This is a genomic window from Arachnia sp. (assembly GCF_057238465.1).
The window spans coordinates 1-20902 of sequence record NZ_DBHHFZ010000007.1; the positions used below are offsets into that span (position 1 = coordinate 1).

The window sequence follows — 20902 nt, forward strand, 5'->3', positions numbered from 1 at the left end:
CCCAACCGGTTGCGGGGGCACAACCACACCCCCACCAAAAACCACCACCCAACGGGGCTGGATTCTCGGGAGATGCCATATAAACTTGAGGTCCGGGTGACCGATGCCCGGGTGCCCACAGGCAAGGGAGCCTTGAGTATGGAACGGATGTCCGGCCCTGAGGAAGGTGCCGCCCCGAGTGTGTTGTTTCCCCGTCGATCCTTCGGCGAGGAGCGACTATGAGTTTTCACAAGAGCGGTAGCCCAGCGGCCATAGCGACGGAGGTCACGAGCCTTTTCTGGCTGGCAAGTGCCGTGGGCGGCGCGGCCGTCGCCGAAGTCGTGAACCGCGGTCAGTCCTGGCTGGAGACCCGTCGTCTCACCCACGGAACCCCGAGCATTGAGGATGCCGCCGGGTTCGGGCGGCGTCTCGCCCGCACCCACGCGGCGGGTGCGCCGCACTGGGGCGCTCCGCCACCGGAGCTGCGTGACGTCGATGCGCGGCTGTCGGAGCTGCCGGCCCCCGTCAGTGAGATGCCCCGCTGGGGCAGCTGGGGCGAGTTCTACGCCGAGGCCAGGCTGCGTCCCTACCTGCGGCTGGCGGAGGTTCCCAGAGAGGCCAGGCTGGTGCTGCACCGGGCCATCGACCTGGTGGCGGAGGGGCGTTTTGACGCTCCCCAGCCCGCGCTGGTCAAGGGCGTTGCCAGGATCCACGGGGATCTCTGGGCGGGGAATGTGATGTGGGCTGCCGAACCTGGCGGCGCAGGCACCACCGGCACGCTGCTCGACCCGTCGGCCCACGGCGGTCACGCCGAGACGGACCTGGCCGAGCTGGCGCTCTTCGGTGCACCCCACCTGGACGCCATCATCGCCGGATACCAGGAGGTCAGCCCGCTGGCGGAGGGGTGGCGGCACCGGGTGGCCGTGCACCAGTTCCACATGGTGCTGGTGCACGCGGCCCTCTACTCCGGAAACTACGTTCCCCAGGCCCTCACCTTGGCGCGGCGGCTCAGGGGCGAGGCGGAACGCGGCAGACAGCCCGCCAGGATCAGGGCCGACCTGGCCAGTTGATCACCGGGCCCGGGGGTAGTCCTCGGGGGGAATACCGACCCCGACGGGGAAGTCCTCGCCGGGGTCGTCCATGACGGCGATGCTCTCGTCGATGGGATCGACGAGGGTGTAGTCCTCCTCGAGGCTGATCGAGAGCTGGTGCCCCTTCGGTTCGAGGGGGCTGTGCGGGACCCCGTCGTACTGCCCTGCCATGCTGAACTGGGGTGTGACGATGTGCCCCGCGTTGACGCTCGGTTCCGCCACCGGTCCCGGTTCGGCAAGCCCCGCGACGACGGGAACCTCGTCGACCTCGGTTTCGTCGATCAGCAGATCGGTTGGTTCCGGCGAGCTGCCGGTGGCCTTCGGTTGGCCGGTGTCGGGCGTCATCGTGCGCCGCCAACCGGATGCGTCCTCCTCCGCCCCGAAAGGCTGGGCGATCGGCGCGGTGATCCGCGGAATGTCGGGGATGGTCGCGTCGTCGTGGTGCGCCGTGACGGGGTAGACCGGTGCCGTTGGGACGAGATGCTCCGTCTCGGGAAGGTCCATGGGGGTGGGGTCCTCCTGGTCCTTGGCCGTCTCCTCGGGGGCCGGGAGTTCCACCTCGTGTTCCACGGCGGCGGTGGGGGCGAGCTGCTCGGGGGCGCGAACCTCCTCTTCGACCCCGGTTTCTTCTTCGGAGGTCTTTTCGTCCTCGGTTTCCTCGTTCCCGGTTTCCTCGTTTCCGTTTTTCTCTTCGGGTTCGGCCTTGTCCACGGGTTCCCCGGGCTGCTCGGGCTCCGGCTGCTCCTGCGAGTCCTCAGCAGGGGGCCTGGAGGCGAAAACGATCGGGGTTCCCTGCGCGAGCCCGGTGCCGGTTCCGATCGTCTGCCAGGGTTCTTCCTTGATGATCTCGTTCTGTGGGACCTTGGCCTGCTCGGGCTGCTCGGGCTGTTCGGTTGCCGGGACCGGTGTGGCCTGGTCGCGTTCCACGGCGAGCACCGCCTGGAGTTCGGCGGCCTCGCGGCGGGCCTGTGCCAGATCACCCTCCAGGGATTCGATCCGTTCGATGAGGTTCGGCATCGTCTTGTCCCAGGCGGCGGTGGCGCGGTTCTCCAACCGGGCCATGTCGATCTCCTGCTTGTTGATCCGCTCCTCCAGCTCTATCACTTGGCGGCGGGCCTGTTCGGCCTCGCTGATGTGCTGGTCGGCCTGCTGGGCGCGGGCCTCCGCATCTTGAGCCTTGACCTCGGCCTCAAGGGCGCGTTGGTTGGCCTCATTGATCCTGGCCTCGGCCTCGCTGGCCTTGGCCTCGGCGTCGCTGGCGCGGGCCTCCGCCTCCAGCAGTCGCGGATCGGGTTCGGTGGGGCTGGGCGGGGTCTGGCCGGTGACCCGGGGGATCATGTGGGTGTCGACGGTGGACTCGTCGGAGACGGTGCGGTCGTTGAGGAGGTCGGGCTGGGGTTCCCCGGTTGGTTTCACCTCGGCGGCGACCCCCCTGGCCGACGGATCGGTGGAAGCGGAGGGCCCGGCGTACAGCGACGGGTCGGGCGCGAAGGGGGAGGGGACTGATACCGGCTGGGCCTCGGCCTTCGGCCCTGAATCGGGACTGGAGGCCATCGCGATCGGTGACGGGGACTGTGCGGTGGCGGGCCGGGTTTCGACGGGAACCGCCCGGGCCGTCAGGGACGTGGGTTCCTGCTCGTCGGCCTTGAGGCTCGCCATCGCATCCAGTTCGGGTGTCGGTTTCGCCGGCCGGGTTTCCCGTTCGGCGGTCAGTTTGGCCCGGACGGAACGTTTTCCGAGAACCCACCCCAGGAACAATGCCAAACCGACAACCACGACAAGAATTGCCGCCAGTTCGATGGCCAGCAGAACATATCCGCTCATGGTCTACCTTTCCCCTCGTTGCACGAACGTCACTCGCCGGTTCGCTGCCTGACCTTCCGAAGTCGAATTCGATTCTGCCGGTTCCGTATCGGATTTTCCGACCGCGATCAGCTGGTCACGATTCGCCCCTGCCGCGACGAGGGCGTCGACCACGCGCTGCGCCCGTTTCTCCGACAGTTCCTTCCGGAAAGCCGGAGTGCGGCCGTTGTCCGTGTGCCCGTCGACCTCGACGATGACATTCGGATTGGCTTGCAGCCAGACCGCCAGCTCTATGATCTTGGTGCGTTCACTGGCGGGGAAGTCGGACTTCCCGCCCTCGAACTTCACCACCGATTTCGGCATCTCGCCGGCGGCGGGGCTGGGTGAGGGGCTCGGAGACGGGCTGGGTGAGGCCGCCGGTTCGGAGGGACTCGGCGTGGGGGACGGCGTCTTAGTGGGGGCCGGAGCGGACGTGGTGGGTTGCGAAGTGGATGCGGTGGGCAGCGATGAACGATCCGCCTCGGCCCTGACGACACCCGGGACGTCCAGCACCAGGCGCAGCGCCGTCGGCAACTGATTCGGATCCGCGGCGGACACGGTGGCGGTCAATCCCGAGAAGTTGACGTGGGCGTCCACGCCCTCCGCCGCCAGCGCCCGGGTGGCCTCCTCGGTGAGTGTCCGCTCCACCAGCAGGGCGCCACCTGCCGCCCCGGCGGCGACTAGCGCGGCCAACCCAGTGACCACGGCCACCACGGTTCCCTTCACGGTACCTCCATACTCTCGCGAACCGACCTTATATCCCGAGTCGCTGCATCCGGGTATACACCCCAGTTTCGGCGAACGTTTTCCGTTCACGTACTAACTTTCGCCTTGAATCATCTAGTATTCCACCTTGGGGGAAGACCTACAAAAAGGGGATAACATGTCCGCGAGTGTCCTCGGAAGGTGCCCCGGCTCCGAGGCGCCCGGGCGTGACATATCCAACGAGGGCAGAAGGAAACGCAATGGACGAAAAATACGGTAGCAGCAAGCACAGCGACCTCAAGCTGGTGCTGAGCGCCATCAGACGGGCCATCCCGGAGCTCCACGGCGTCATGATCGCCTCGCAGGACGGCCTGGCCATCGCCCATGACTTCCCGGAGGCGGACGCGGAGCGCATTGCCGCCATGGCCGCCACCGCCCTGGGGCTCGGCAAACGCATCTCCGAGCGCACCAACATGGGTGATCTGTCGGAGACGGTCATCCACGGCAGGAATGGTTATCTGGTCGTTTACGGCGCGGGTGAGGACGCGGTGCTGGTGATGCAGGGCCCGATCGAGTCCAACCTCGGCCTGATGCGGATCGAGGCCCGCGTCGCGGCCGTCGAGATCAAGCAGCTGCTCACGAGGGCCTGAGCATGGAGACGATGCACGCGATGGCGCGTGAGGTGGCCGGACAGATCCCCCCGCAGCGGCTCCTGCGCGACGAGGACCGCGACGTCATCCAGCGCCACCGGGACCGGCTGCTGACCCTCGGGCCGGATGTGGTGGGGGCCTTGGAGGAGGTTCTGTACGGCAGGCTGCCCGAGGGTGCCGGGGTATCGCGGGAGAGCCTGGAACGCTGGTGGGGAAGGACGGTGACCGGGCCGTGGGACGACGAATACCTGGCCCGGATGGCCCTCGTCGGGTTGGGGCACGTCGCCAAGCGGGTCACGAACCCGATGATGTTGGCGGCCTCTGACCATGTGGTGCAACTGATTGCGGACGCGTCGGTTTCCTTCGGGATCCCCGACGAGGAGCGGCGGGCGCTGCTGGATGCCGTCGGCAGGGTCGCCGGCATCGTACGGGCGGTAATCGCGTGGAGCCACGAGCGCGCGGTCAGCGCCGCCCTTTACGAGGCGGCCGGGATGCCGGAGGGGCTGCTGGCCAGGCTGCGCGACCAGGAGGTCGGTGCGTTTCTCGAACGGGCCCGAGCCGAGCTGAACCGGTAGCGTGATGCCATGATGCGACAGCGAAGCGACGTGCGTGCCTGGTTGACTGACATGGACGGGGTCCTGGTGCACGAGGAAAATGCGCTTCCCGGGGCCCAGGAACTGATCTCCCAGTGGACCCGCACGGAAACACCGTTCCTGGTGCTGACGAACAACTCGATCTTCACCCCTCGTGACCTCTCGGCGCGGCTGCGGGACTCCGGGTTGGAGGTTCCCGAGGACCACATCTGGACCTCGGCGCTGGCCACCGCCACCTTCCTGGAGCAGCAGCAGCCTGGGGCGTCGGTGTACGTGATCGGCGAGGCCGGCACCATAACCGCTCTTCACGAGGCCGGTTTCGTGCTCACCGACCGCAATCCGGATTTCGTGGTCATCGGTGAAACCCGGACCTATTCGTTCGAATCAATCACCCGCGCAATCCGGTTGATCGAAGCCGGGTCGCGTTTCATCGTCACCAATCCCGACGCCACCGGACCCAGCAATGACGGAATATTGCCGGCGACCGGCGCAATCGCCGCTCTCGTGAGCGAGGCGACGCAGAAGAAACCCTATGTGGTGGGGAAACCGAATCCGATGATGTTCCGTTCCGCGCTGAACCGGCTAGGCGTGCACAGCGAACACACGGGAATGATCGGCGACCGGATGGACACCGATATCGTCGCTGGAATGGAGGCCGGCCTCCACACCGTCCTGGTGCTAACCGGGATCACCACCCGCGAATCCGTCAAGAAGTTCCCCTTCCGCCCGAGCGAGATAGTCGAGGGTGTGCACGAACTCGTCGAACAGGATTCAGCCGGCGGCGACGGCGAGGAGCGGTAGGGCGACGGAGGCCAGCGTCAGGAGGGTGTCGCGCCAGGTCCAGTGGAGGTCGTGCAGGCGGGTCGGGTGGCAGGTGATGCCGTAACCACGGGAGATCATCGCTGCCGACAGATCCTCCGACATGCGGATCCCGCTGGTCAGCAGCGGCACCATGATGGTGGCGTGGGCCAGGACGCGGCGCACCGGAGTGCGCGAGTTGATGTGCGCTCCCCGGACCTGCTGGGCCTCGGTGATCTGGCGGGAACGCCGCCGCAGGGTGGGGATGAAACGCAGCGCCGTCGTGCACACGAACACCAGCGGGTTCGGCAGCCGGAGGGTGCGCATCAGGGTGGTGAAGCGTTCGGCGGGGGTGGTGGCCAGCAGCGCCGCCGTCGAGCACAGCATCGTCACCAGCCGCAGCACCAGGACCGAGGCGTACCCGATTCCGCCCGGGGTGAAGGCGGCGAAACCGAAGACCAGGACCAGCACGGGGATCATCGGGGCCAGGAGACACCAGAGCCCACGAAGCCCGCGCACCCGCAGCAGGACCCCGGCGGTGAGCGCGGCCAACCCGAGATGGGCCAGGGGATTGGAGGTCAGGAAGGTCGCGGTGACGGCGGCGGCCAGCGCCAACAGTTTCGAACGCACGTCGAAGCCGTTTCCGTTTCTGGTCTCACCCCCGGGACGTTCCGGTACGGCCGTCTCCGGGGCTGGGGTGGTCAACGTCACGGTGCGGGAGGCGTGGCGGGCCGCCAGGGGCAGGTCGTGGGTAATCATGACGATCGTGGTGCCGTCGCGGTTCAGGTCCGCCAGCAGCCCCATCAGCGCCTCGGTGCCCCGCCAGTCCAGGCCGGTGGTGGGTTCGTCGAGGATCAGCACATCGGGGTTCATCGCCAGGGTGGAGGCCACCGCCAGTCGCTGCCGGTCCCCGCGTCCGAGGCGCAGCGGATGCAGCCCTGCGAAATCCCCCAGACCCACCCGTTCCAGGGCCCACCCGGCCCGTGCCGCCACCTCCGGTTCCGGCAGTCCCGCGTTGCGCGGCCCGAAGGCGGCCTCGTCGAGGACGGTGTTCGCGAAGATCTGATGGTCGGGGTTCTGGAAGACGAACCCCACCCGCTCGGCGTGGCTGCGGACCGTCCCGGAGGTCGGCTCCAGCAGCCCGGCAAAATGCTTCGCCAGGGTGGTCTTGCCCGCGCCGTTGCCGCCCAGCAGTGCCACGAACTCGCCGCGGTGGATGGTGACACCGACCCCGTCGAGGGCCAGCACCCCCGACGGGTAGCGGTGGGTCAGGTCGATGGCCTCCAGGACGGGGGGAGTCCTTGGTCCGGGTCGCTCCGGCACCCCGCCGCGGTGCAGGTGGCGGGGGCGGATCCCCGCCGCCGTGACCCGCCGTTCGTCGTCGAGGAACGGACCGGGGGCGCCGAAATACGCGAGTTCCCCCTCCTCCAGCACCAGGAGCAGATCCGCCCAGGCGGCGACGGCATCCGGGTCGTGATCCACCATGACCACGGTGCGTCCCTCGCCGCTCAGTTCCGCGACGATGCGCCGCACCGTCGCCGCCCCCTCCGGGTCGAGGGCCGAGGTGGGCTCGTCGAGGACCAGGATCTGCGGTTCCATCGCGAGCGCCCCGGCGATCGCGAGCCGCTGGAGCTGCCCGCCGGACAAGGTGGCCGTCTCGCGATCCGCCAGACCCGTCAGCCCGACCTCTTCCAGGGCGTGCCGGGCCCTGGAGAGCACCTCGTCGCGGCCCAGCCCCAGGTTCGCGGGACCGGTGGCGACGTCGTCGATCACCAGGCGTTCCATCACCTGGGCCTCCGGATTCTGCGAGACCAGGCCGACGACACGCACCAGGCGGGGCGGGGTTGTCTCGTGGGTGGCGATGCCCGCGACCCGCAGCCGCCCGTAGAGGTCTCCGGGATGGTGGTGGGGGACCAGGCCGTTCAGGGCCATGGCGAATGTCGACTTGCCCGCACCCGCGGCGCCCATCACCGCGACGCGGCTCCCGGCGGGGATGTCGCAGGTGATGTCGGCAAGCTGCCGGGTTCCGGTGCCGCGGTGGGAGAAACCGAGCCCTCGGGCCTCGATCACCGGTGCGTCGGTTTCGCTGTCAGTTCCGCCACCGGATGCCACGGGACGTGTCCGGGAACCGCGTTCCGCAGCTCGGTGACGGAGGCCGGGTCGCAGGCGAGGAGCACGCAGCTGGCGGGGCCGCCCGAGGCGTCTAGGGGGAGGGGGTGGGCCAGCCACGTGAGACCACACCCGCTGGATTCGGCGAGCTGCTCGGCCTCGTAACCGATGCCCCGCGATCCGACCGGCAGGGCGTCGTGGACCGCGCCGGTGGCGATCAGGGCCTGCACGGTGGACAGCGGCACGATGTCCGGATGGCCGATGAAGACCTCGTCGTGCGGGGCGGAACGCGGCCAGCCGACGCAGATCACCACGTCGCCGGGGCGGCCCCCGCCGGTCAGCAGGTCACCTTTCAGGGTGCCGATCACCGTCACCCCGACCCCCGTCGCGGGTGAGGGCACGTTTTCCTCCGTGCTGCCCGTCACCGCTTCGGGCCGGATGCCGACCTCCGAGGCGACCGCGCGGAACGTGTCGATGAAGACGGTGGCCTCGGCCATGTCGTGGCAGAGGGTGTTGATCAACGCGACGGGCCGCGCCCCGGAGCACAGCACCTCCAGCAGCGGAACCCGGGCCGCGAAGTGCGCCACCACGTCGGCGGACACCCGCACCAGATCGGCGGGTCGCGGCCCGATGCCACCCACCGAGTCGCAGGCGATCACCAGGGGCGGGGAGCCGTCGACGATCAGGAGGTCGCGGACGGAACGAACCGGGTCCGTCATGATTTGCCGGGGCCCGTGAGTCGTACGGGACGCCCGGCGAGCCCGGCCGCCGTCAGGGCGATCCCCGCGATCACGGCCACGGCGATGTTGATGGCGGAACCCACCAGCAGCGGCACCACCTGCGCGGCATACATTCCGAGGCCGCCGATGGGAAGCAGGATCGCGGGGGCCAGCAGGCCGTTCAGGAGCGCCGCCACCACGGCGGCCACCAGGGCGCCCAGGGGCCGGGCCAGCAGACCGAAGAGCCAGGCGAACACGAACATCTCCGCCGCGACGATCAGGTGGATCGGAAGGCCCAGCGGGAAACCGGCGGTAGCGGCGGAGATCAGGTGCCCGAGCGCCCCCACGACGCCACCCTCCAGCGGGGAGAAGGCGACCGCGGCCAGGTATCCGGGGGCGGAGTCGAGGGCGACGGTGCCCGTCGGGCTCGGGATCTTGATGAACGCCCCCACCCCTGACAGCGCCACCAGGATCGCGACCCGCGCCACCCGTCGCGGTGAGAGGAACCCGTTCGAACCGGATGTGGACAGGGTGGGTTGCTCGCTCATGGGACCTTCCTCGTGACAGAAATATGCCGGTCCTGAACATAGCGGAGTGGGGAGGGTGGTTTCGACACGGGCCGCTCCTTCGTCGCAATGTGGTGGGATGGATGCATGACGACTCAAGTTGATTTCTGGTTCGATCCGACATGCCCGTGGGCCTGGATGACCTCCCGCTGGATCCTGGAGGTGGAGAAGGTCCGCGACGTGAAGGTCACCTTCCACACCATGAGCCTCTACATCCTCAACGAGGGGCGCGACCTCGATCCCGGCTACCGGGAACGAATCGACGCGACCCTCGTCGCCTCACGTGCGGCGGCCGCGGTCCAGAAACTCCACGGCCACGACATCCTGCGTGACTTCTACACCGCGCTCGGCACCCGCTTCCATCCCGGGGGCGAGCCGGTCGCCGTCGAGACCGTCGCCGCGGCCCTCGCCGACTGTGGCCTGGAGGCCGACATCGCTGAACGCGTCACCACCGACGAGTTCGACACCGATCTGCGTGCCTACCAGAAGGTGGCCCAGGACCTCGTCGGCCCGGACGTCGGCACCCCGGTCATCCGCGTCAACGGCATGGCGATGTTCGGCCCCGTCATCTCGCCCGCCCCGAAGGGCGAGGCCGCGGGCGAGCTGTTCGACGGTTTCGTGAAGGTCACCGCCTACCCGGGATTCTTCGAACTGAAGCGTTCCCGCGACGTCGGTCCGATTTTCGACTGAGAAACCGACGACGCCGGTTGCCCTGGCAACCGGCGTCGTTCGGTCGGGGTCAGCCGCGGATCTGGCTGGCCATCTGGGAGTCGGTCTCGCGCATGGCGTTGGCCATGGAACGCAGACCGTTGGCGATTCCGTCGAGGGCCGAGATCGTGTTGCTGGCCGAGTTGGTGAAATTCTGGTACATCTCGTTGAAGGCACCGGAGGCCTGGTCGGTCACAAAGCCATTGGACACCAAGTTTTCAATGCGGGACTTCAGGGTCTGCAGCTGCTGGGTGATCTGCTCTTTGCCGTTGATCAGTGCGGTGGCCTCGGATTCCATCGCCTCGTAGGTGACATTGAGGTTCGCTGCCATGTTTCATTTCCTTTCGTTCGTGGGGAAGTGGTTACTGTTATGGCGGCGGGCCCCCACTGTGCCGTCGCCAAGTTCTGTGTCAGGTCCCCTCGGCCAGCTGGACGAGCTGCAGCACGGCATCGCCCACGAGGAACGCCGCCAGCGGCCAGAACGCGGTGGCCAGGTCGCTGACCTCGGTGCCGGTGAAATAGAGGCACACGTCCCGGTCGACACCGTTTATCCGGCGGGTGGCTGCCAAGGAACCCCGGAGGAACAACGTGCTTTTCCCCTCCTCGGTCGCCGAGACCACCCGTGAGGCCTGGAAAACCCTGACGCCGAGCGCGTCCACCGTTTCGTCGGCGCGGTTGAGCACCTGGTCGCCCGGGTGGTTGTCGACGAGGATGCCCGGGAGCTCCGCCGCTTCGCCGGAGCCCGGCGAAGCGAACAACGCGACCAGGACCGGCATGGCCTCGGGAAGCAGCAAGGCGCAGCAGGCGAGTGCGGGATCGGGGATTCCGAACCTCGTCATCTCCAGCAGTGCAGCCGCCACGGCATCGCGGTCCGTCACGATGCCGGTCCGTTCCAGGTCGGGGAGCAGCTCTTCCAGCCAGGACGCTGCCTGCTCCTGGGGCATGTTGGGTGGTAGGGGCACCACAACGGGTGTTGCTTCACTCATTGAGCTTCTCCTCGGTGGTCTCGTCATCGTCAACCCAGCTCAGGGCACTCACCCAGGCGTCGAAGAACTCCTCCACGCCGTCCAGGGCCTCGGAGGCCCCCTCGGCCAGCATGCAACTGACCGAGGCCTCGACCGCCATCCAGCGTTCCTGATCGGAGGGGTCACCGACGATGTACTGGATGCGTCGCACCAACCGGGTGGTCTCGGCAGCTGCGGCCAACAGCTCGTCGCGGCTGGTCAGCTCAAGGATGTCCTCGGGCACATCGGAGAGCGAGTCCAGCAGAGCCTTCCCCGGGTTCTCCGGCATCCGGATCTTCAATCCCACCATGCCCCGTGGCTCGATCGCCGAGAATTCCCCTTCTGAGTCCGCCGCCAGGGCGATGAGCGTCTCCATGGGATCGGAGTCGGTGGCGCCCATGTCGAAGGGACGGGTGACGATCATGGGCCGCATCGGCGAGTCACGGGGATCCTCGGCGGGCAGGTAGGCCGCCCAGGCGTTCTGGTTGGAGATCTCCTCGAATTGGGTCGTCATCCGGCTGGTCACCCAACCTGAGATGCGCACGCGCGTCACCTCGTCGTCGATGTCGCTGAACATCCGGTCCGTCAGCTGTTTGACGGTCGAACGATCCAAGGGATCCAGCCGCACCTCGGCCCAGTCCTCGGGGAGCAGGTAGTTGTATGTCACCATCGTGATTTCCTCAATTCCCGGAGCCGCCCGTTCAGGCGTGTCTCGGTTTCGACCTGAACATTCCTACGATCGTGGATCTCCCCCAATCGATCGTCTTGTGCAGAGCGGTATCGAGTGCCTTCTTCGTGCCCTGGTAGACGTTCTTGCCGACGAATTCGGGGATCTTCTTGGCGATCTTCGGCATCGCCTTGGAGAAATCGGACATCAGTTTGGGGAAGGCCTTCTTCCCGCGCAGCAGATGGTCTGCGTAGGCGCCCGCTTTGCCTCCCAGTTTCCTCGAGAAGGCGCTGATCTTCTTCCCTGCATATTTGCTCAGAAGGGAGCCGCCCACCGTGGTGAGCGCCGTCGCGACGTTCTCCCCGGTCGGGTTCCGGATGGCCTTCACCATGGCGCCGCCGTTGGTGAAGCAGGTTTTCACCGTGCTGACGAACTTGGCGGCCTTGGACAGGGCGCTGACCACTTTTATCGCCGTCGTCACCACTTTGGCTATACCGACTGCTATGTTCACCACCGGGATGAAGGACAGTACGATGGCGGCGATGTCCAACACCGTGCAGATTGCGTCAATGTGCTCCCAGACCCACTTGGCGATCTTGACCACGGCGTCGGCGATCTTCGAGACGAAATCCTTGAACCTGTCGAACCAAGAATCGTCCAATCCGGCGTCGTCACTGGCCTGGACGAGCTTCGAGCACGCGTCCTTGTTGGCCTGTTGGACCCGGCTGGCGGCGTCCTGGATGATCTTGACCTCTTTCTGGTAGTCGCAATCCGCCGCCTTATAGCTCTGCGCTGCCTTGGTCGCTTGGTCCACGGCGGTTTTCTGGACGTTCTCGTCGAAGGACTGGGCCGCTTTTCGGGCAGTCATGTAGTTCTGCTCAGCTACGTCCTTGCGTTGTTTCGCCGCCTGTGCGCGTTGCGCGGCCTGGCGTGCCTTGCATTGCTCCTCGTCCAGAACCCCGGCGAATTCCTGCAGTGCCCGCGCCATTCCTTGGTATCGCATGCCCGCGGCCCGCAGCTGTTTGGTGGCCACGACCCCTTTCTCGCCGATTGCCTTGAATGCGTCCGAGGTGATCTCGTCGCTGCTGGAAACCAGTTTGTCCACGGCGTTACCCGCGTCGACCAGCTGGTTACCGGCGATCACCATGCGGCGGGCGCCGTTCTGAACTTCTGCCGGCTCGCCCTCCAGGTTGTTGCCGACACCGGCGAATGAAACGTCACAACCCAGACCCATTTGAGTCCTCCCCTCGGAATTGATCATCATCCAGCAAGACGTTGGCCGCCTCCTGCCGCTCTGTGCGGCGGTCGAATCCCGCGGCCTCCTGCGCCGCCACCGAAACCTCGGAGGAGGATGACGAGGAGTTCCCGGAACCGCCCGCCGCGGCCAGCCCGGCCATGCCGCCCATCATCAGCGGTGCCCCCATCATGGAAAAACTGCGGGTGCCGGAGCCGCCGTCGAGACTGGGCAGCTCGCCGCTGGCCGCGGTGGGGGCCGCTGTCGGCTCGGAGGGTGTCAGGCTGGGCAGCTCGGACGGGGTTCCGGTGGTGCCGCCTGAGATGCCCGGGTCGCTGACCCCCAGATCCGGAAGCGGCTCCGGGGAGGGCGTTCCCCCGCCGGTGTCGCTGCTGCCCGTGAGTGGCGGCAGGTCGGCTGCTCCGCTGCCCACCGAATCGGATGAACCGGTCAAGGTCTCCAGGTCGCCGAGCGACTGGTCGACCTCGAGATCCGGGATCTCGGGTGAGACACCCAGGTCGGTTCCGGGCGTCGGTGTGGTTTCGCCGCCCTTGACCGGATCATCCATGGCCGGTGTCCCGGATCCGCCGGGGTCCTGATCCTGTGCCGGGCCGTCGACACCCGGTTCGGAGAAATCATCTCGGGGCTGGACCTCCGAGACGTTTCCCGCTCCTGTCGCGGAATCCTCCCGACGTCCGAGCGCCGGACCGGTTCCCTTTGCGCTTTCGGCGCCGACGACGCCGAGGGAGACCAAGGCGCCCAGGCCGAGCAGGCCGCCCATGACGCTCAGCACCTTGCCCACCGGCTGCCCGGTGAGTTCGGCCCAGCGCTGGGCGAAGTCGTTGATCAGCTGTCCCAGCTGGCGGTTTCGTTCGGGATCGCCCCCGATGGCTCCAGCAGCGCCTGGCGAGACCAGCCCCGGGGCGCCACCGGCGTCACCGGATGCGCCGCTTCCCGAACCGGCTCCCTCCAGCGGGGCAATCCCGGGATTGGTGCCTGCCGGGGCCGGTTTGGTCGTCTCGTGGGGAGCCTCGGTATCCGGTCTCGCCGGAGCCGGGGACCCGCCACCGCTGATACCGCCGCCATTCCCGGAGTCACTGGAACCAGTGTCAGGCCGTTTTTCCCCGGGTTTCTTCTCCTCGGGTTTCTTCTCCTCGGGCTTCTGCTGCAATTCCTCGGCTATTTTCCTGTCGAGGCGTTCGAATTCTTTGTCGCACGCCTCGACCAGCCGGGCGAGCTTGCCGAGACTCTCGGACATTTTCCGGCGGCGGATTTCCCACTCGCTTTCCTGCTTCTCGACCTCTTTCGCCAGTGGACCAGCAGGCCCGACGGCCGCCGCTAGTTTGCCCGCGAAACTTTCCGCGCTCTCCAGGTATCCTTGGGCATCCTTGGCCCCTTGGCCGGCCTCCTTGACCAGCCGGTTCTTGATAACTAGCCGATCCGACATCTGTTCCCCTTTCGACATCTAGGGTGCCTGAAACCTTATTCCCCCGCAATGGGTTCAACTCCCCATCCGACGACCGCCCATTTGCCATCAGTCAAGGGTGGGGGTCTGCACCTTGACGACGTTTCCCGCGCTCACCCAGAAACCACGGCCCGGCGGGAAATCGGCGGCCCGGGTTCGGGGCAGGGCGGCTTTCAGCAGGTCGCCGTCGGTGGTCTCGGGTTGTAGCAGCATGCCCTGGCGGGCTCCCTTGAGTTCCGGGACACTGGAGTTGAAACCCGAGAACGAGGCTGTTTCCCCGGCCCCCGCCATCAGGTGCCCGTTGCGGCGCGCCAGTTTCAATGCTTCCGCCAACGCCGAGTCCGCGAGGGAACCGGCCAGCTCTGAGAACTGCTCCACGAACACCGCGACGCGTGGCTGACCCGGTTCGGCCTCGGTGGTGAGGTAGGGCTTGAGCTGGTTGTTGATGTAGTCCTGCACCCGGTCGGGGCCCGTGATCGTCGCCGTCCACAGGTGCTCCAGCTTTGACAGGGGGGAGGGGCGGGCCGTCAGCAACACCCTCGGCACCTGCGGTTGGGCGTTCGCCATCGACTGCGCGAGCCACCGCACCAGCGACGTCACCCCCGACTTCGGGGGCCCGGCCAGCAGGTAAACCCCCTGAGGGTCGAAGCCGATGGGGCCGAGGCTCTGGTCCTCCAGGCCCAGCGTCGGGAAACCCCTCACCGTGACCGGGAGCTCGTCGGCCGACACCTGCGCCGGCAGGCGTCTCACCGGGTCGGGACGTGTGCGCTGGAACTGCGCGACGCTCCGGGCCAGCAGCTCGATCTCCCGCGCCTGGGCCGGCGGTGACGGGTCGCTGCCGAGCACCGCCAGCTGCATCTCGTTGCCGTCGCGGCTGTTCATGCAACGTCCCGGAGGACTGGCATTGTTCAGCACGTCCTTCTGGACGTTGAGGGTCAGGTACTGGTCTGCATCGCTCATCCGCAGCACGATCCGTTCCTGGAAGGAACCCTGCATGGCGGAGGGGATCGCGGCCATGCGGTCCGCGGTGGCCGCCACATGGATCCCGACGGCGCGACCTTCGGCCAGCAGCCTGTGGAACTGGGCGTAGGTTTTCGCTCGCTGCAACCCCGAATCGTACTCGGTGCGGAAGTTCTGGAATCCGTCGATCAGGATCAGGATGCGCGGCTCGTCCTGTTTCCCGGGTTGTTGCCGGTAGTTGCCGAGGCCGTTGGCCGCCACCGCGTTGAACGCTGCCGCCCGCTCGTCCAGTTTCTTGGTCAGCATCTCCATCAGTCGCGAAATCCGTTCGTCGTCGTCGCCTGAGATGATGGCGCCCACGTTCGGCAGTGCCTCGAGCATGTTGAGTCCGCCGCCTGCGAAATCCAGGCCGTAGATGTGAACGGGGCCGGAACGCGGCGTGATGGAGGCCGCTATCGCCAGCGACCGCAGTGCCGTGGTCTTGCCCGACCCTCCGGCCCCGTAGTAGACGATGTTGCCGCGCTCGTCCGGGAAGAAGGCGCCCGGGTGCTGGGCCTGGTTGTCCGGGTCGTCCACGACACCCAGCATGAGTTCGGAATCGCGCTGCTGCTTCAGAGTCAGCAGGTCGTAAGACTCGCTGAGGGTGTCCAGCCACGGCCTGCGAGGGGTCGGGACCCGCCCCAGTTTCGCGGCCTCCGAGACCGTGTGCACCACCCGCTCGATGTCCTTCTTCACCTGCTCACCGGATGCGGCTGCGCGGGGAATCTTCCACCTCGTAGCCATCCCGAAATCCAGCTCCTCGACATCGATGGGGGGAGCTGGAGGCTCCGCGGGTGTCTTGGCCCCCGGGAACGCCGACTGGAACGGGATCAGCCGCCCCGGACCCATCTTCGCGACCCCCCGGCCAGGGTTCGCCGGGTCGATGGAGGCCGCGACGGGGCTTCCCAGCACGTCGGTGGAGTCGTGTTCGTCGTTCATGCGCAGCGCCACACGAAGGTTCGTGTTCGCCCGCAGGTTGTCCTTGATCACGCCAGCCGGCCGCTGTGTCGCCAGCACCAGGTGCAGCCCGAGCGAGCGACCACGCTGCGCCACGTCCACCACGCCGTCAATGAACTCCGGCACCTCACCGACCAGGGCGGCGAACTCGTCGACGATGATGATCAGGCTCGGCGGGCACTCCGGGTCGCCGCGTTTCTCGAATTCGATGAGATCCTTGACGCCCTTGGCGTTGAACAGGACTTCGCGGTGGTGGATCTCCGCTCTCAGGCTCCGCAGCGCACGTCTCACCAGGTAGGGCGACAGGTCGGTAACGATCCCGACGAAGTGCGGTAGCTTCACGCACTCGGCGAAGGCCGCGCCACCCTTGTAGTCGACGAACAGGAAGGTCACCCGGTCCGGGCTGTGGGCGTGTGCCATGCCCAGCACCCACGCCTGGAGGAACTCGGACTTACCGGCTCCCGTCGTGCCACCCACCAGGGCGTGCGGCCCCTGGGAGCGCAGGTCGATGGTGAAAGGTTCCAGACCGGCGTGTCCGACGACGGCGCGCAGGTCCCCGGCGCGTTCCCGGGGCGCGGGCAGGGCCGACCGGTTCACGTAGGAGCCGTTGTCCCGCCACCGGGACAGCACCTGTTCGGGATCGTCCGCCGACGACCCCAGCAGACCGACCACGGAGACCAGGCGCGGCAGGTCGGATTCGTCATCGACCGGTGAGGAGGCATCCACCAGCGGAGACATGGTCCTGGCCAGCGCATGGGCGGTCTCCAGGTCGACGGCCTCGGTCGAGACAGATGCGAACACCCGCTCGGAACGCACCATGCCGACGAGCGCCTCACCGTTGGGTTGCAACTCCACGAAGCTCCGGCACGCGGCCGGGAACTGATGGCGTCCACCCGCCACCCACACCACGTACACCCCGACGTCGGGGCCGCGTTCGGCCACGCGCGCGACCCTGGCCAGATCGACGGCCGCCTCGTGCACCAGAAGGATCACGGCGGGCACCACCGGGTCGGGTGTTTTCTCACCTGATTGCAGCGGACCCCGCAGCGTCGGTTCGTCGCCCTCGGTGCGCAGTTCGATGAGGTCCTCGATCTGATCCAGCAACGCCCTGCCACTCGGCCCGTCGCCCGCCAGACACGGTCCCTCGATGGGCCGGTGCGACGACGATGTGTGCGGCAACCATTCGAGCCAGCTCCAGTGAGACTTGTTGTCGGTGGATGTGAGGCACGTCAGCACCACCTCGGCGGGGGAGTGCAGCACGGCTACCTGGAAGATCAGGCCGCGCGCGATCTCGATCAGGTTCGCGCTGTCGCCAGCGATCCCCAGACCACCCACCGACCTCAGGTCCGCGATGATCGGAGCCTCGTGGATCAGCCGGTACTTCTCGCGCAGTTGGGTCTGTTCCCGTTGCAACGCCACGAGCCCGCGACGCTGGGAGGCCTTGAACTGGTGCATGGCGCGGACCGAGCCGATGCCCAACCGCACCTGCAGGAACTCGGGATGCTCGGGCTGCCTGCACCACAGCGCCCCGTTCCGGTTCATCGCCGCATCCACGCACTCGGCGGTGGAGGGATACAGTCGGTGCAACTGGCGAAGCTCCAGTTCCTGGGCCTCGGCCATGTCGTGTTCCGCCAGTTTCATGCCCTCACGGAAATTGACCAAGTCGGCTTTCTGCTTGCGTTTGTTCTCGACCCGGGTGGCGATGTAGGTGCCCAGCATCAGGATCGGGCTCAGCGCCACGAACAACAGGGTCATGGGGGATTGCGTGAAGAAATACATCGACACCCCCATCACGAGCGGGGCGACGAGCGCCAGCCACGGGAACCGGGGGCGGGCCGGTGGCTCGGGGACATCCGGTAGGTCCAGTTCCGCCGCCGCGGGCCGGGTCAGCACCCGGGGCGGACGCATGTATGCCACCTCGACGCTGGCCCCGCCGCGCACGCCCCCCAAGGCGTCGATGCGCAGCTGGGTGTTGCCGAGCACCGCGACATCACCCGCGCCCAGCGTGGCCCGACTGACTCGCTGGTTGCCGACCAGCACCCCGTTGGCGGAGTTGTCGTCGATGATGTCCACGGTGGTGCCGACCAGGACCCGGGCGTGAAGTTTTGAGACTTTCGGGTCGCTCAGCCGCGCATCGGCGTCGGGGGAGCGCCCGATTCTCGAGACGCCCATCCGCAGCGGCACCTCCAGACCTGCGTCCGGCCCTTTCAACACCCGCAGCATGGCGCCGACAGTTTCGCTGACCACGTGGTTCTCGGGTTCGGGCACCACCTGGATCAGGCTGCCGGAGTGCACCCCCGACTCGGCGACGGCGGCGTCCGGGGACAGCACCGCGACGTGTCCGAGGGGGTCCTGGACCCACAGTGTCGGGCGCAGCTCCGGGGACTCGATCGGCTCGGGCATTCCCTCGCTGAGGATGGCGGTGGCCACATCGGTGGCGGTCGCGGTGGCGTCGGCGGTGATCAGCACGTTGTGCAATGAATCACCCCGCCTGAGAGTGACCCGGATCTGCATCAGTCCTCCATCATCTTGCGGTTCTGAGCTGCCTCGATGTCCAGCACGGGCAGGTGCTCGGCCGTAACGAGGCGGGATGAGACCGCCCAGTCCACGAGATTGGCGCGGCGGCTGTGAGCCTGGGACCCCACGCCACCGTGCAGCCCCTTGACACCGGCCTTGTCGAGCTTGTCACACACGTTGTCGAGCTTCCGGTTGAAGCGGGTCTGGGTCCATCCCAGCCGCGCCGCCGCCTCGCTGGCCGACGGGATCTGCCAGCTCCCCACCCCGGCGCGGCTCAGCACAGGTTCCGCGAGGGCCAGGATCGCCAACAGCTGTGAATGGGTGAACCGGGTCTCCCCCATGGTGGTGTCCCCCTGCCCCTCCTCTGGCAACACCACCATCTGGAACACCGAGGATGTCAGTGACACCTCGATCTCGTAGCTGATCCGCCCGGCGTTGAAGGTCAGCAACATCGACTCGAACACCAGTGGCAGCCCCGCGCCGGGCGGGAGCGTGCTGGTGGTGAACCGGTTGATGTCCGACAGCCGGGCCGGGATACGGCTTCCGATGTTGTACACCCACCACATCTGCCCGTCGTGACGGATGGACAGGAACTGGCGATGCAGGTAGGGGTTGTCGTCAATGGCGAGATCCCCGGCGCGTCCGACGATGAACTCCTGGCCCGGCTCCACGTGGTACACCTCGCCGGCGAAGTCGATCTGCAGGGTGCTCATGTCGCACACCCCCTGACCGGTTCGGAGCTTCGACCGTTCCTCCGGGTCAGGGCCACCTCCAGGCACGTGTCGCCCGGCAGCGTCGAGACGGTGATGGTGGTTTCGCTGGTCGCTTCGTAGGCGGTTCCGTTCCGGGGATCCAGCAGCGTGTAGCGAAACTGGTCTCCTGGCTCGGGAGCGGGATTGGTCCACGTGAACGTGGCCTTGTCGCCTTCGATGCGTCCGGTCAGGTCGGTTACCTTGGGAACGACGACGAGGGGATCGACCGGATGACCGCTGCGAGCCGGACTGGCGGTGATGTCTGGGGTGGTGGCTCCCCGCCCCTGGTTGAGCGTGAACACCAGGACCGCCCCGACGATCACCGCCAGCACCAGCCCCAGGGAGACGATCAGTTTCCAAGGGGTCCTGCCTCCGACGGGGGCGACGGGCTCGGTGGGTGGGATCCTCGGGGTTTCGACGATCTGTTCCCGCGGTGCGGGGGCCGGTTGTTCGTCGGTGAAGGTGAAATCCCGCAGGCCCGGGGCGGCCACACCCCGGCCGTGCTGCAGCACCGCCGGGGTGTGGCCGCCGGAGTCCGAACTGTCCAGCGCCGTCGTCGAACCGGATGTGGGGCCGGTCAGCTGGCTGGTTGAATCCGGATTGTTGGGGTCGATCAGCTGGAAACCCGAGATCCGGGTGCCTTCGTCGAGCAGTTCACTCTCGTCCTGTTGAATCTGTTCGGGTTCGGTGAACACGTCGATGGAAGTGACGGGCTGGTTGATCAGGCCTTGGACACCCTGCAGGGCCCGGGCGAAATCGATGGCGGTCTGGAAACGCTCCTCCGGCTCCTTGGCCAGCCCCACCGCGAGCACCCGTTCCAGTTGCTCTGGTACGTCGGTGCGCATCGTTCGGGGTGCCTGCATGGTTCTGACCCGCGCCTCCATGTGCAGCCGGTCGTTCAACTCGCCCGAGACGTACATGGGGCTGTGTCCCATCAGCAGGGCCCAGACCGTGGCGGCCAGGGAGTAGACGTCGCTCCACGGCCCAACCAGCCCCGCCGAACTCCCGAACTGCTCCGGTGGGGCCCACAGGGGACTCAACGCCAGCTGCGCCGAGGCGCCCTCCTCCAGGGAGACCGAAATTCCGAAGTCGGTCAGGGCTGGCCGGGAGAATGCGGTGAACATGATGTTGGCGGGTTTGATGTCGCGGTGAAGAATCCCCAGCCGGTGAGCGGTTTCAACCGCGCCGGCGATCTGGATGCCCAGTTCCATCGCCTTCGCGGCGCTGTAGGATTTGCGGGCGATGACGTCACCCAGGTGCCGTGGCGAACACATCTCCATCACCAGGAAGGGGCGGCCGTCGTCGGCGACGCCGACCTGGAAGACGCTGACGATGTTGGGGTGGCTGCTGAGCTTGGCCATGGTGCTGGCCTCGGTGCGGAAGGCCTGCCGTGCCTTGTCAGTGACCTCGCGGTGGAGGACCTTGATCGCCACCTCGCGGTCGAGGCTGTGGTCGCGGTACCGGAAAACGTCGGCGAAACCACCACCCCCCAGCCAGTCGATGAGCGTGAACCCGGGAAGTTTCGGGGCGGCTTTGCGTGGTGGCAT

At 67.2% G+C, this 20902-nt stretch carries 18 protein-coding genes; 5 read left to right on the top strand and 13 right to left on the bottom strand.

What is annotated here, in order from left to right; all coding sequences use genetic code 11:
* The first annotated feature begins 218 nt into the window (after positions 1 to 218).
* Entirely contained in the window at positions 219 to 1049 is an 831-nt protein-coding gene (locus tag ACO6D6_RS08440; RefSeq protein ID WP_484784822.1) for a fructosamine kinase family protein, read from the top strand.
* Here the strand turns inward: ACO6D6_RS08440 and ACO6D6_RS08445 are convergent, their stop codons facing one another.
* Together ACO6D6_RS08445 and ACO6D6_RS08450 are read right to left on the bottom strand one after the other, a co-directional pair.
* Positions 1050 to 2894 (bottom strand): hypothetical protein, encoded by a 1845-nt coding sequence (locus ACO6D6_RS08445; RefSeq protein WP_484784823.1) that lies wholly within the window; start codon positions 2892 to 2894, stop codon positions 1050 to 1052.
* 3 nt (positions 2895 to 2897) lie between these two features.
* Positions 2898 to 3638: an OmpA family protein gene (locus tag ACO6D6_RS08450; protein WP_484784824.1), complete on the bottom strand. Its 741-nt coding sequence runs from the start codon at positions 3636 to 3638 to the stop codon at positions 2898 to 2900.
* Positions 3639 to 3877: 239 nt separating this feature from the next.
* Here ACO6D6_RS08450 and ACO6D6_RS08455 point away from each other — a divergent pair, with 239 nt between their 5' ends.
* The 3 genes from ACO6D6_RS08455 to ACO6D6_RS08465 are packed head-to-tail and all read left to right on the top strand — an operon-like array spanning position 3878 to position 5661.
* A complete protein-coding gene (locus ACO6D6_RS08455) occupies positions 3878 to 4267 on the top strand; it encodes a roadblock/LC7 domain-containing protein (RefSeq protein WP_484784825.1) in 390 nt (129 codons plus the stop codon).
* Positions 4268 to 4269: 2 nt separating this feature from the next.
* Complete coding sequence (locus tag ACO6D6_RS08460; RefSeq protein WP_484784826.1) at positions 4270 to 4842, top strand: globin family protein; 573 nt, start codon at positions 4270 to 4272, stop codon at positions 4840 to 4842.
* A gap of 12 nt (positions 4843 to 4854) precedes the next feature.
* Positions 4855 to 5661: an HAD-IIA family hydrolase gene (locus ACO6D6_RS08465; protein ID WP_484784972.1), complete on the top strand. Its 807-nt coding sequence runs from the start codon at positions 4855 to 4857 to the stop codon at positions 5659 to 5661.
* Here ACO6D6_RS08465 and ACO6D6_RS08470 read toward each other — a convergent pair.
* The 3 genes from ACO6D6_RS08470 to ACO6D6_RS08480 are packed head-to-tail and all read right to left on the bottom strand — an operon-like array spanning position 5632 to position 9034.
* Positions 5632 to 7728: an ATP-binding cassette domain-containing protein gene (locus ACO6D6_RS08470; RefSeq protein WP_484784827.1), complete on the bottom strand. Its 2097-nt coding sequence runs from the start codon at positions 7726 to 7728 to the stop codon at positions 5632 to 5634. The two genes, ACO6D6_RS08465 and ACO6D6_RS08470, sit on opposite strands and share 30 nt — an antisense overlap.
* Complete coding sequence (locus ACO6D6_RS08475) at positions 7725 to 8486, bottom strand: AIR synthase family protein (protein ID WP_484784828.1); 762 nt, start codon at positions 8484 to 8486, stop codon at positions 7725 to 7727. The genes ACO6D6_RS08470 and ACO6D6_RS08475 overlap by 4 nt, the downstream gene beginning before the upstream one ends.
* Entirely contained in the window at positions 8483 to 9034 is a 552-nt protein-coding gene (locus ACO6D6_RS08480) for an ECF transporter S component (protein ID WP_484784829.1), read from the bottom strand. Before ACO6D6_RS08480 ends, ACO6D6_RS08475 begins: the two co-directional genes overlap by 4 nt.
* Before the next feature lie 105 nt (positions 9035 to 9139).
* Between ACO6D6_RS08480 and ACO6D6_RS08485 the strand changes: the two genes are divergently transcribed.
* Positions 9140 to 9742: a mycothiol-dependent nitroreductase Rv2466c family protein gene (locus tag ACO6D6_RS08485; protein WP_484784830.1), complete on the top strand. Its 603-nt coding sequence runs from the start codon at positions 9140 to 9142 to the stop codon at positions 9740 to 9742.
* A 49-nt stretch (positions 9743 to 9791) separates the two neighbouring features.
* Here the strand turns inward: ACO6D6_RS08485 and ACO6D6_RS08490 are convergent, their stop codons facing one another.
* The 8 genes from ACO6D6_RS08490 to ACO6D6_RS08525 form a co-directional block, all read right to left on the bottom strand.
* The gene (locus ACO6D6_RS08490) at positions 9792 to 10091 is read right to left on the bottom strand and encodes a WXG100 family type VII secretion target (RefSeq protein ID WP_484784831.1); all 300 of its coding nucleotides are present in this window, start codon (positions 10089 to 10091) and stop codon (positions 9792 to 9794) included.
* 79 nt (positions 10092 to 10170) lie between these two features.
* On the bottom strand, positions 10171 to 10746 hold the full coding sequence (locus ACO6D6_RS08495; protein WP_484784832.1) for a hypothetical protein: 576 nt from the start codon (positions 10744 to 10746) through the stop codon (positions 10171 to 10173).
* The gene (locus tag ACO6D6_RS08500; protein WP_484784833.1) at positions 10739 to 11434 is read right to left on the bottom strand and encodes a hypothetical protein; all 696 of its coding nucleotides are present in this window, start codon (positions 11432 to 11434) and stop codon (positions 10739 to 10741) included. The genes ACO6D6_RS08495 and ACO6D6_RS08500 overlap by 8 nt, the downstream gene beginning before the upstream one ends.
* Positions 11435 to 11465: 31 nt before the next feature.
* Positions 11466 to 12665 (bottom strand): hypothetical protein, encoded by a 1200-nt coding sequence (locus ACO6D6_RS08505; protein WP_484784834.1) that lies wholly within the window; start codon positions 12663 to 12665, stop codon positions 11466 to 11468.
* Positions 12649 to 14112 carry a hypothetical protein gene (locus ACO6D6_RS08510; protein ID WP_484784835.1) on the bottom strand — a complete coding sequence of 488 codons (1464 nt, stop codon included), beginning with the start codon at positions 14110 to 14112 and terminating at the stop codon, positions 12649 to 12651. The genes ACO6D6_RS08505 and ACO6D6_RS08510 overlap by 17 nt, the downstream gene beginning before the upstream one ends.
* Positions 14113 to 14199: 87 nt before the next feature.
* Entirely contained in the window at positions 14200 to 18600 is a 4401-nt protein-coding gene (locus ACO6D6_RS08515; RefSeq protein ID WP_484784836.1) for a type VII secretion EssC family protein, read from the bottom strand.
* Positions 18600 to 19316, bottom strand: a complete 717-nt coding sequence (locus ACO6D6_RS08520) for an FHA domain-containing protein (RefSeq protein ID WP_484784837.1) — start codon at positions 19314 to 19316, stop codon at positions 18600 to 18602. The genes ACO6D6_RS08515 and ACO6D6_RS08520 overlap by 1 nt, the downstream gene beginning before the upstream one ends.
* Positions 19313 to 20902: a serine/threonine-protein kinase gene (locus tag ACO6D6_RS08525; protein WP_484784838.1), complete on the bottom strand. Its 1590-nt coding sequence runs from the start codon at positions 20900 to 20902 to the stop codon at positions 19313 to 19315. Before ACO6D6_RS08525 ends, ACO6D6_RS08520 begins: the two co-directional genes overlap by 4 nt.

Coding starts and splice junctions, on each gene's coding strand:
- ACO6D6_RS08440 (WP_484784822.1), top strand. CDS start 219: ATGAGTTTTCACAAGAGCGGTAGCCCAGCGGCCATAGCGACGGAGGTC.
- ACO6D6_RS08445 (WP_484784823.1), bottom strand. CDS start 2,894: ATGAGCGGATATGTTCTGCTGGCCATCGAACTGGCGGCAATTCTTGTC.
- ACO6D6_RS08455 (WP_484784825.1), top strand. CDS start 3,878: ATGGACGAAAAATACGGTAGCAGCAAGCACAGCGACCTCAAGCTGGTG.
- ACO6D6_RS08460 (WP_484784826.1), top strand. CDS start 4,270: ATGGAGACGATGCACGCGATGGCGCGTGAGGTGGCCGGACAGATCCCC.
- ACO6D6_RS08465 (WP_484784972.1), top strand. CDS start 4,855: ATGCGACAGCGAAGCGACGTGCGTGCCTGGTTGACTGACATGGACGGG.
- ACO6D6_RS08475 (WP_484784828.1), bottom strand. CDS start 8,486: ATGACGGACCCGGTTCGTTCCGTCCGCGACCTCCTGATCGTCGACGGC.
- ACO6D6_RS08480 (WP_484784829.1), bottom strand. CDS start 9,034: ATGAGCGAGCAACCCACCCTGTCCACATCCGGTTCGAACGGGTTCCTC.
- ACO6D6_RS08485 (WP_484784830.1), top strand. CDS start 9,140: ATGACGACTCAAGTTGATTTCTGGTTCGATCCGACATGCCCGTGGGCC.
- ACO6D6_RS08490 (WP_484784831.1), bottom strand. CDS start 10,091: ATGGCAGCGAACCTCAATGTCACCTACGAGGCGATGGAATCCGAGGCC.
- ACO6D6_RS08495 (WP_484784832.1), bottom strand. CDS start 10,746: ATGAGTGAAGCAACACCCGTTGTGGTGCCCCTACCACCCAACATGCCC.
- ACO6D6_RS08500 (WP_484784833.1), bottom strand. CDS start 11,434: ATGGTGACATACAACTACCTGCTCCCCGAGGACTGGGCCGAGGTGCGG.
- ACO6D6_RS08505 (WP_484784834.1), bottom strand. CDS start 12,665: ATGGGTCTGGGTTGTGACGTTTCATTCGCCGGTGTCGGCAACAACCTG.
- ACO6D6_RS08510 (WP_484784835.1), bottom strand. CDS start 14,112: ATGTCGGATCGGCTAGTTATCAAGAACCGGCTGGTCAAGGAGGCCGGC.
- ACO6D6_RS08515 (WP_484784836.1), bottom strand. CDS start 18,600: ATGCAGATCCGGGTCACTCTCAGGCGGGGTGATTCATTGCACAACGTG.
- ACO6D6_RS08520 (WP_484784837.1), bottom strand. CDS start 19,316: ATGAGCACCCTGCAGATCGACTTCGCCGGCGAGGTGTACCACGTGGAG.
- ACO6D6_RS08525 (WP_484784838.1), bottom strand. CDS start 20,902: ATGCCACCACGCAAAGCCGCCCCGAAACTTCCCGGGTTCACGCTCATC.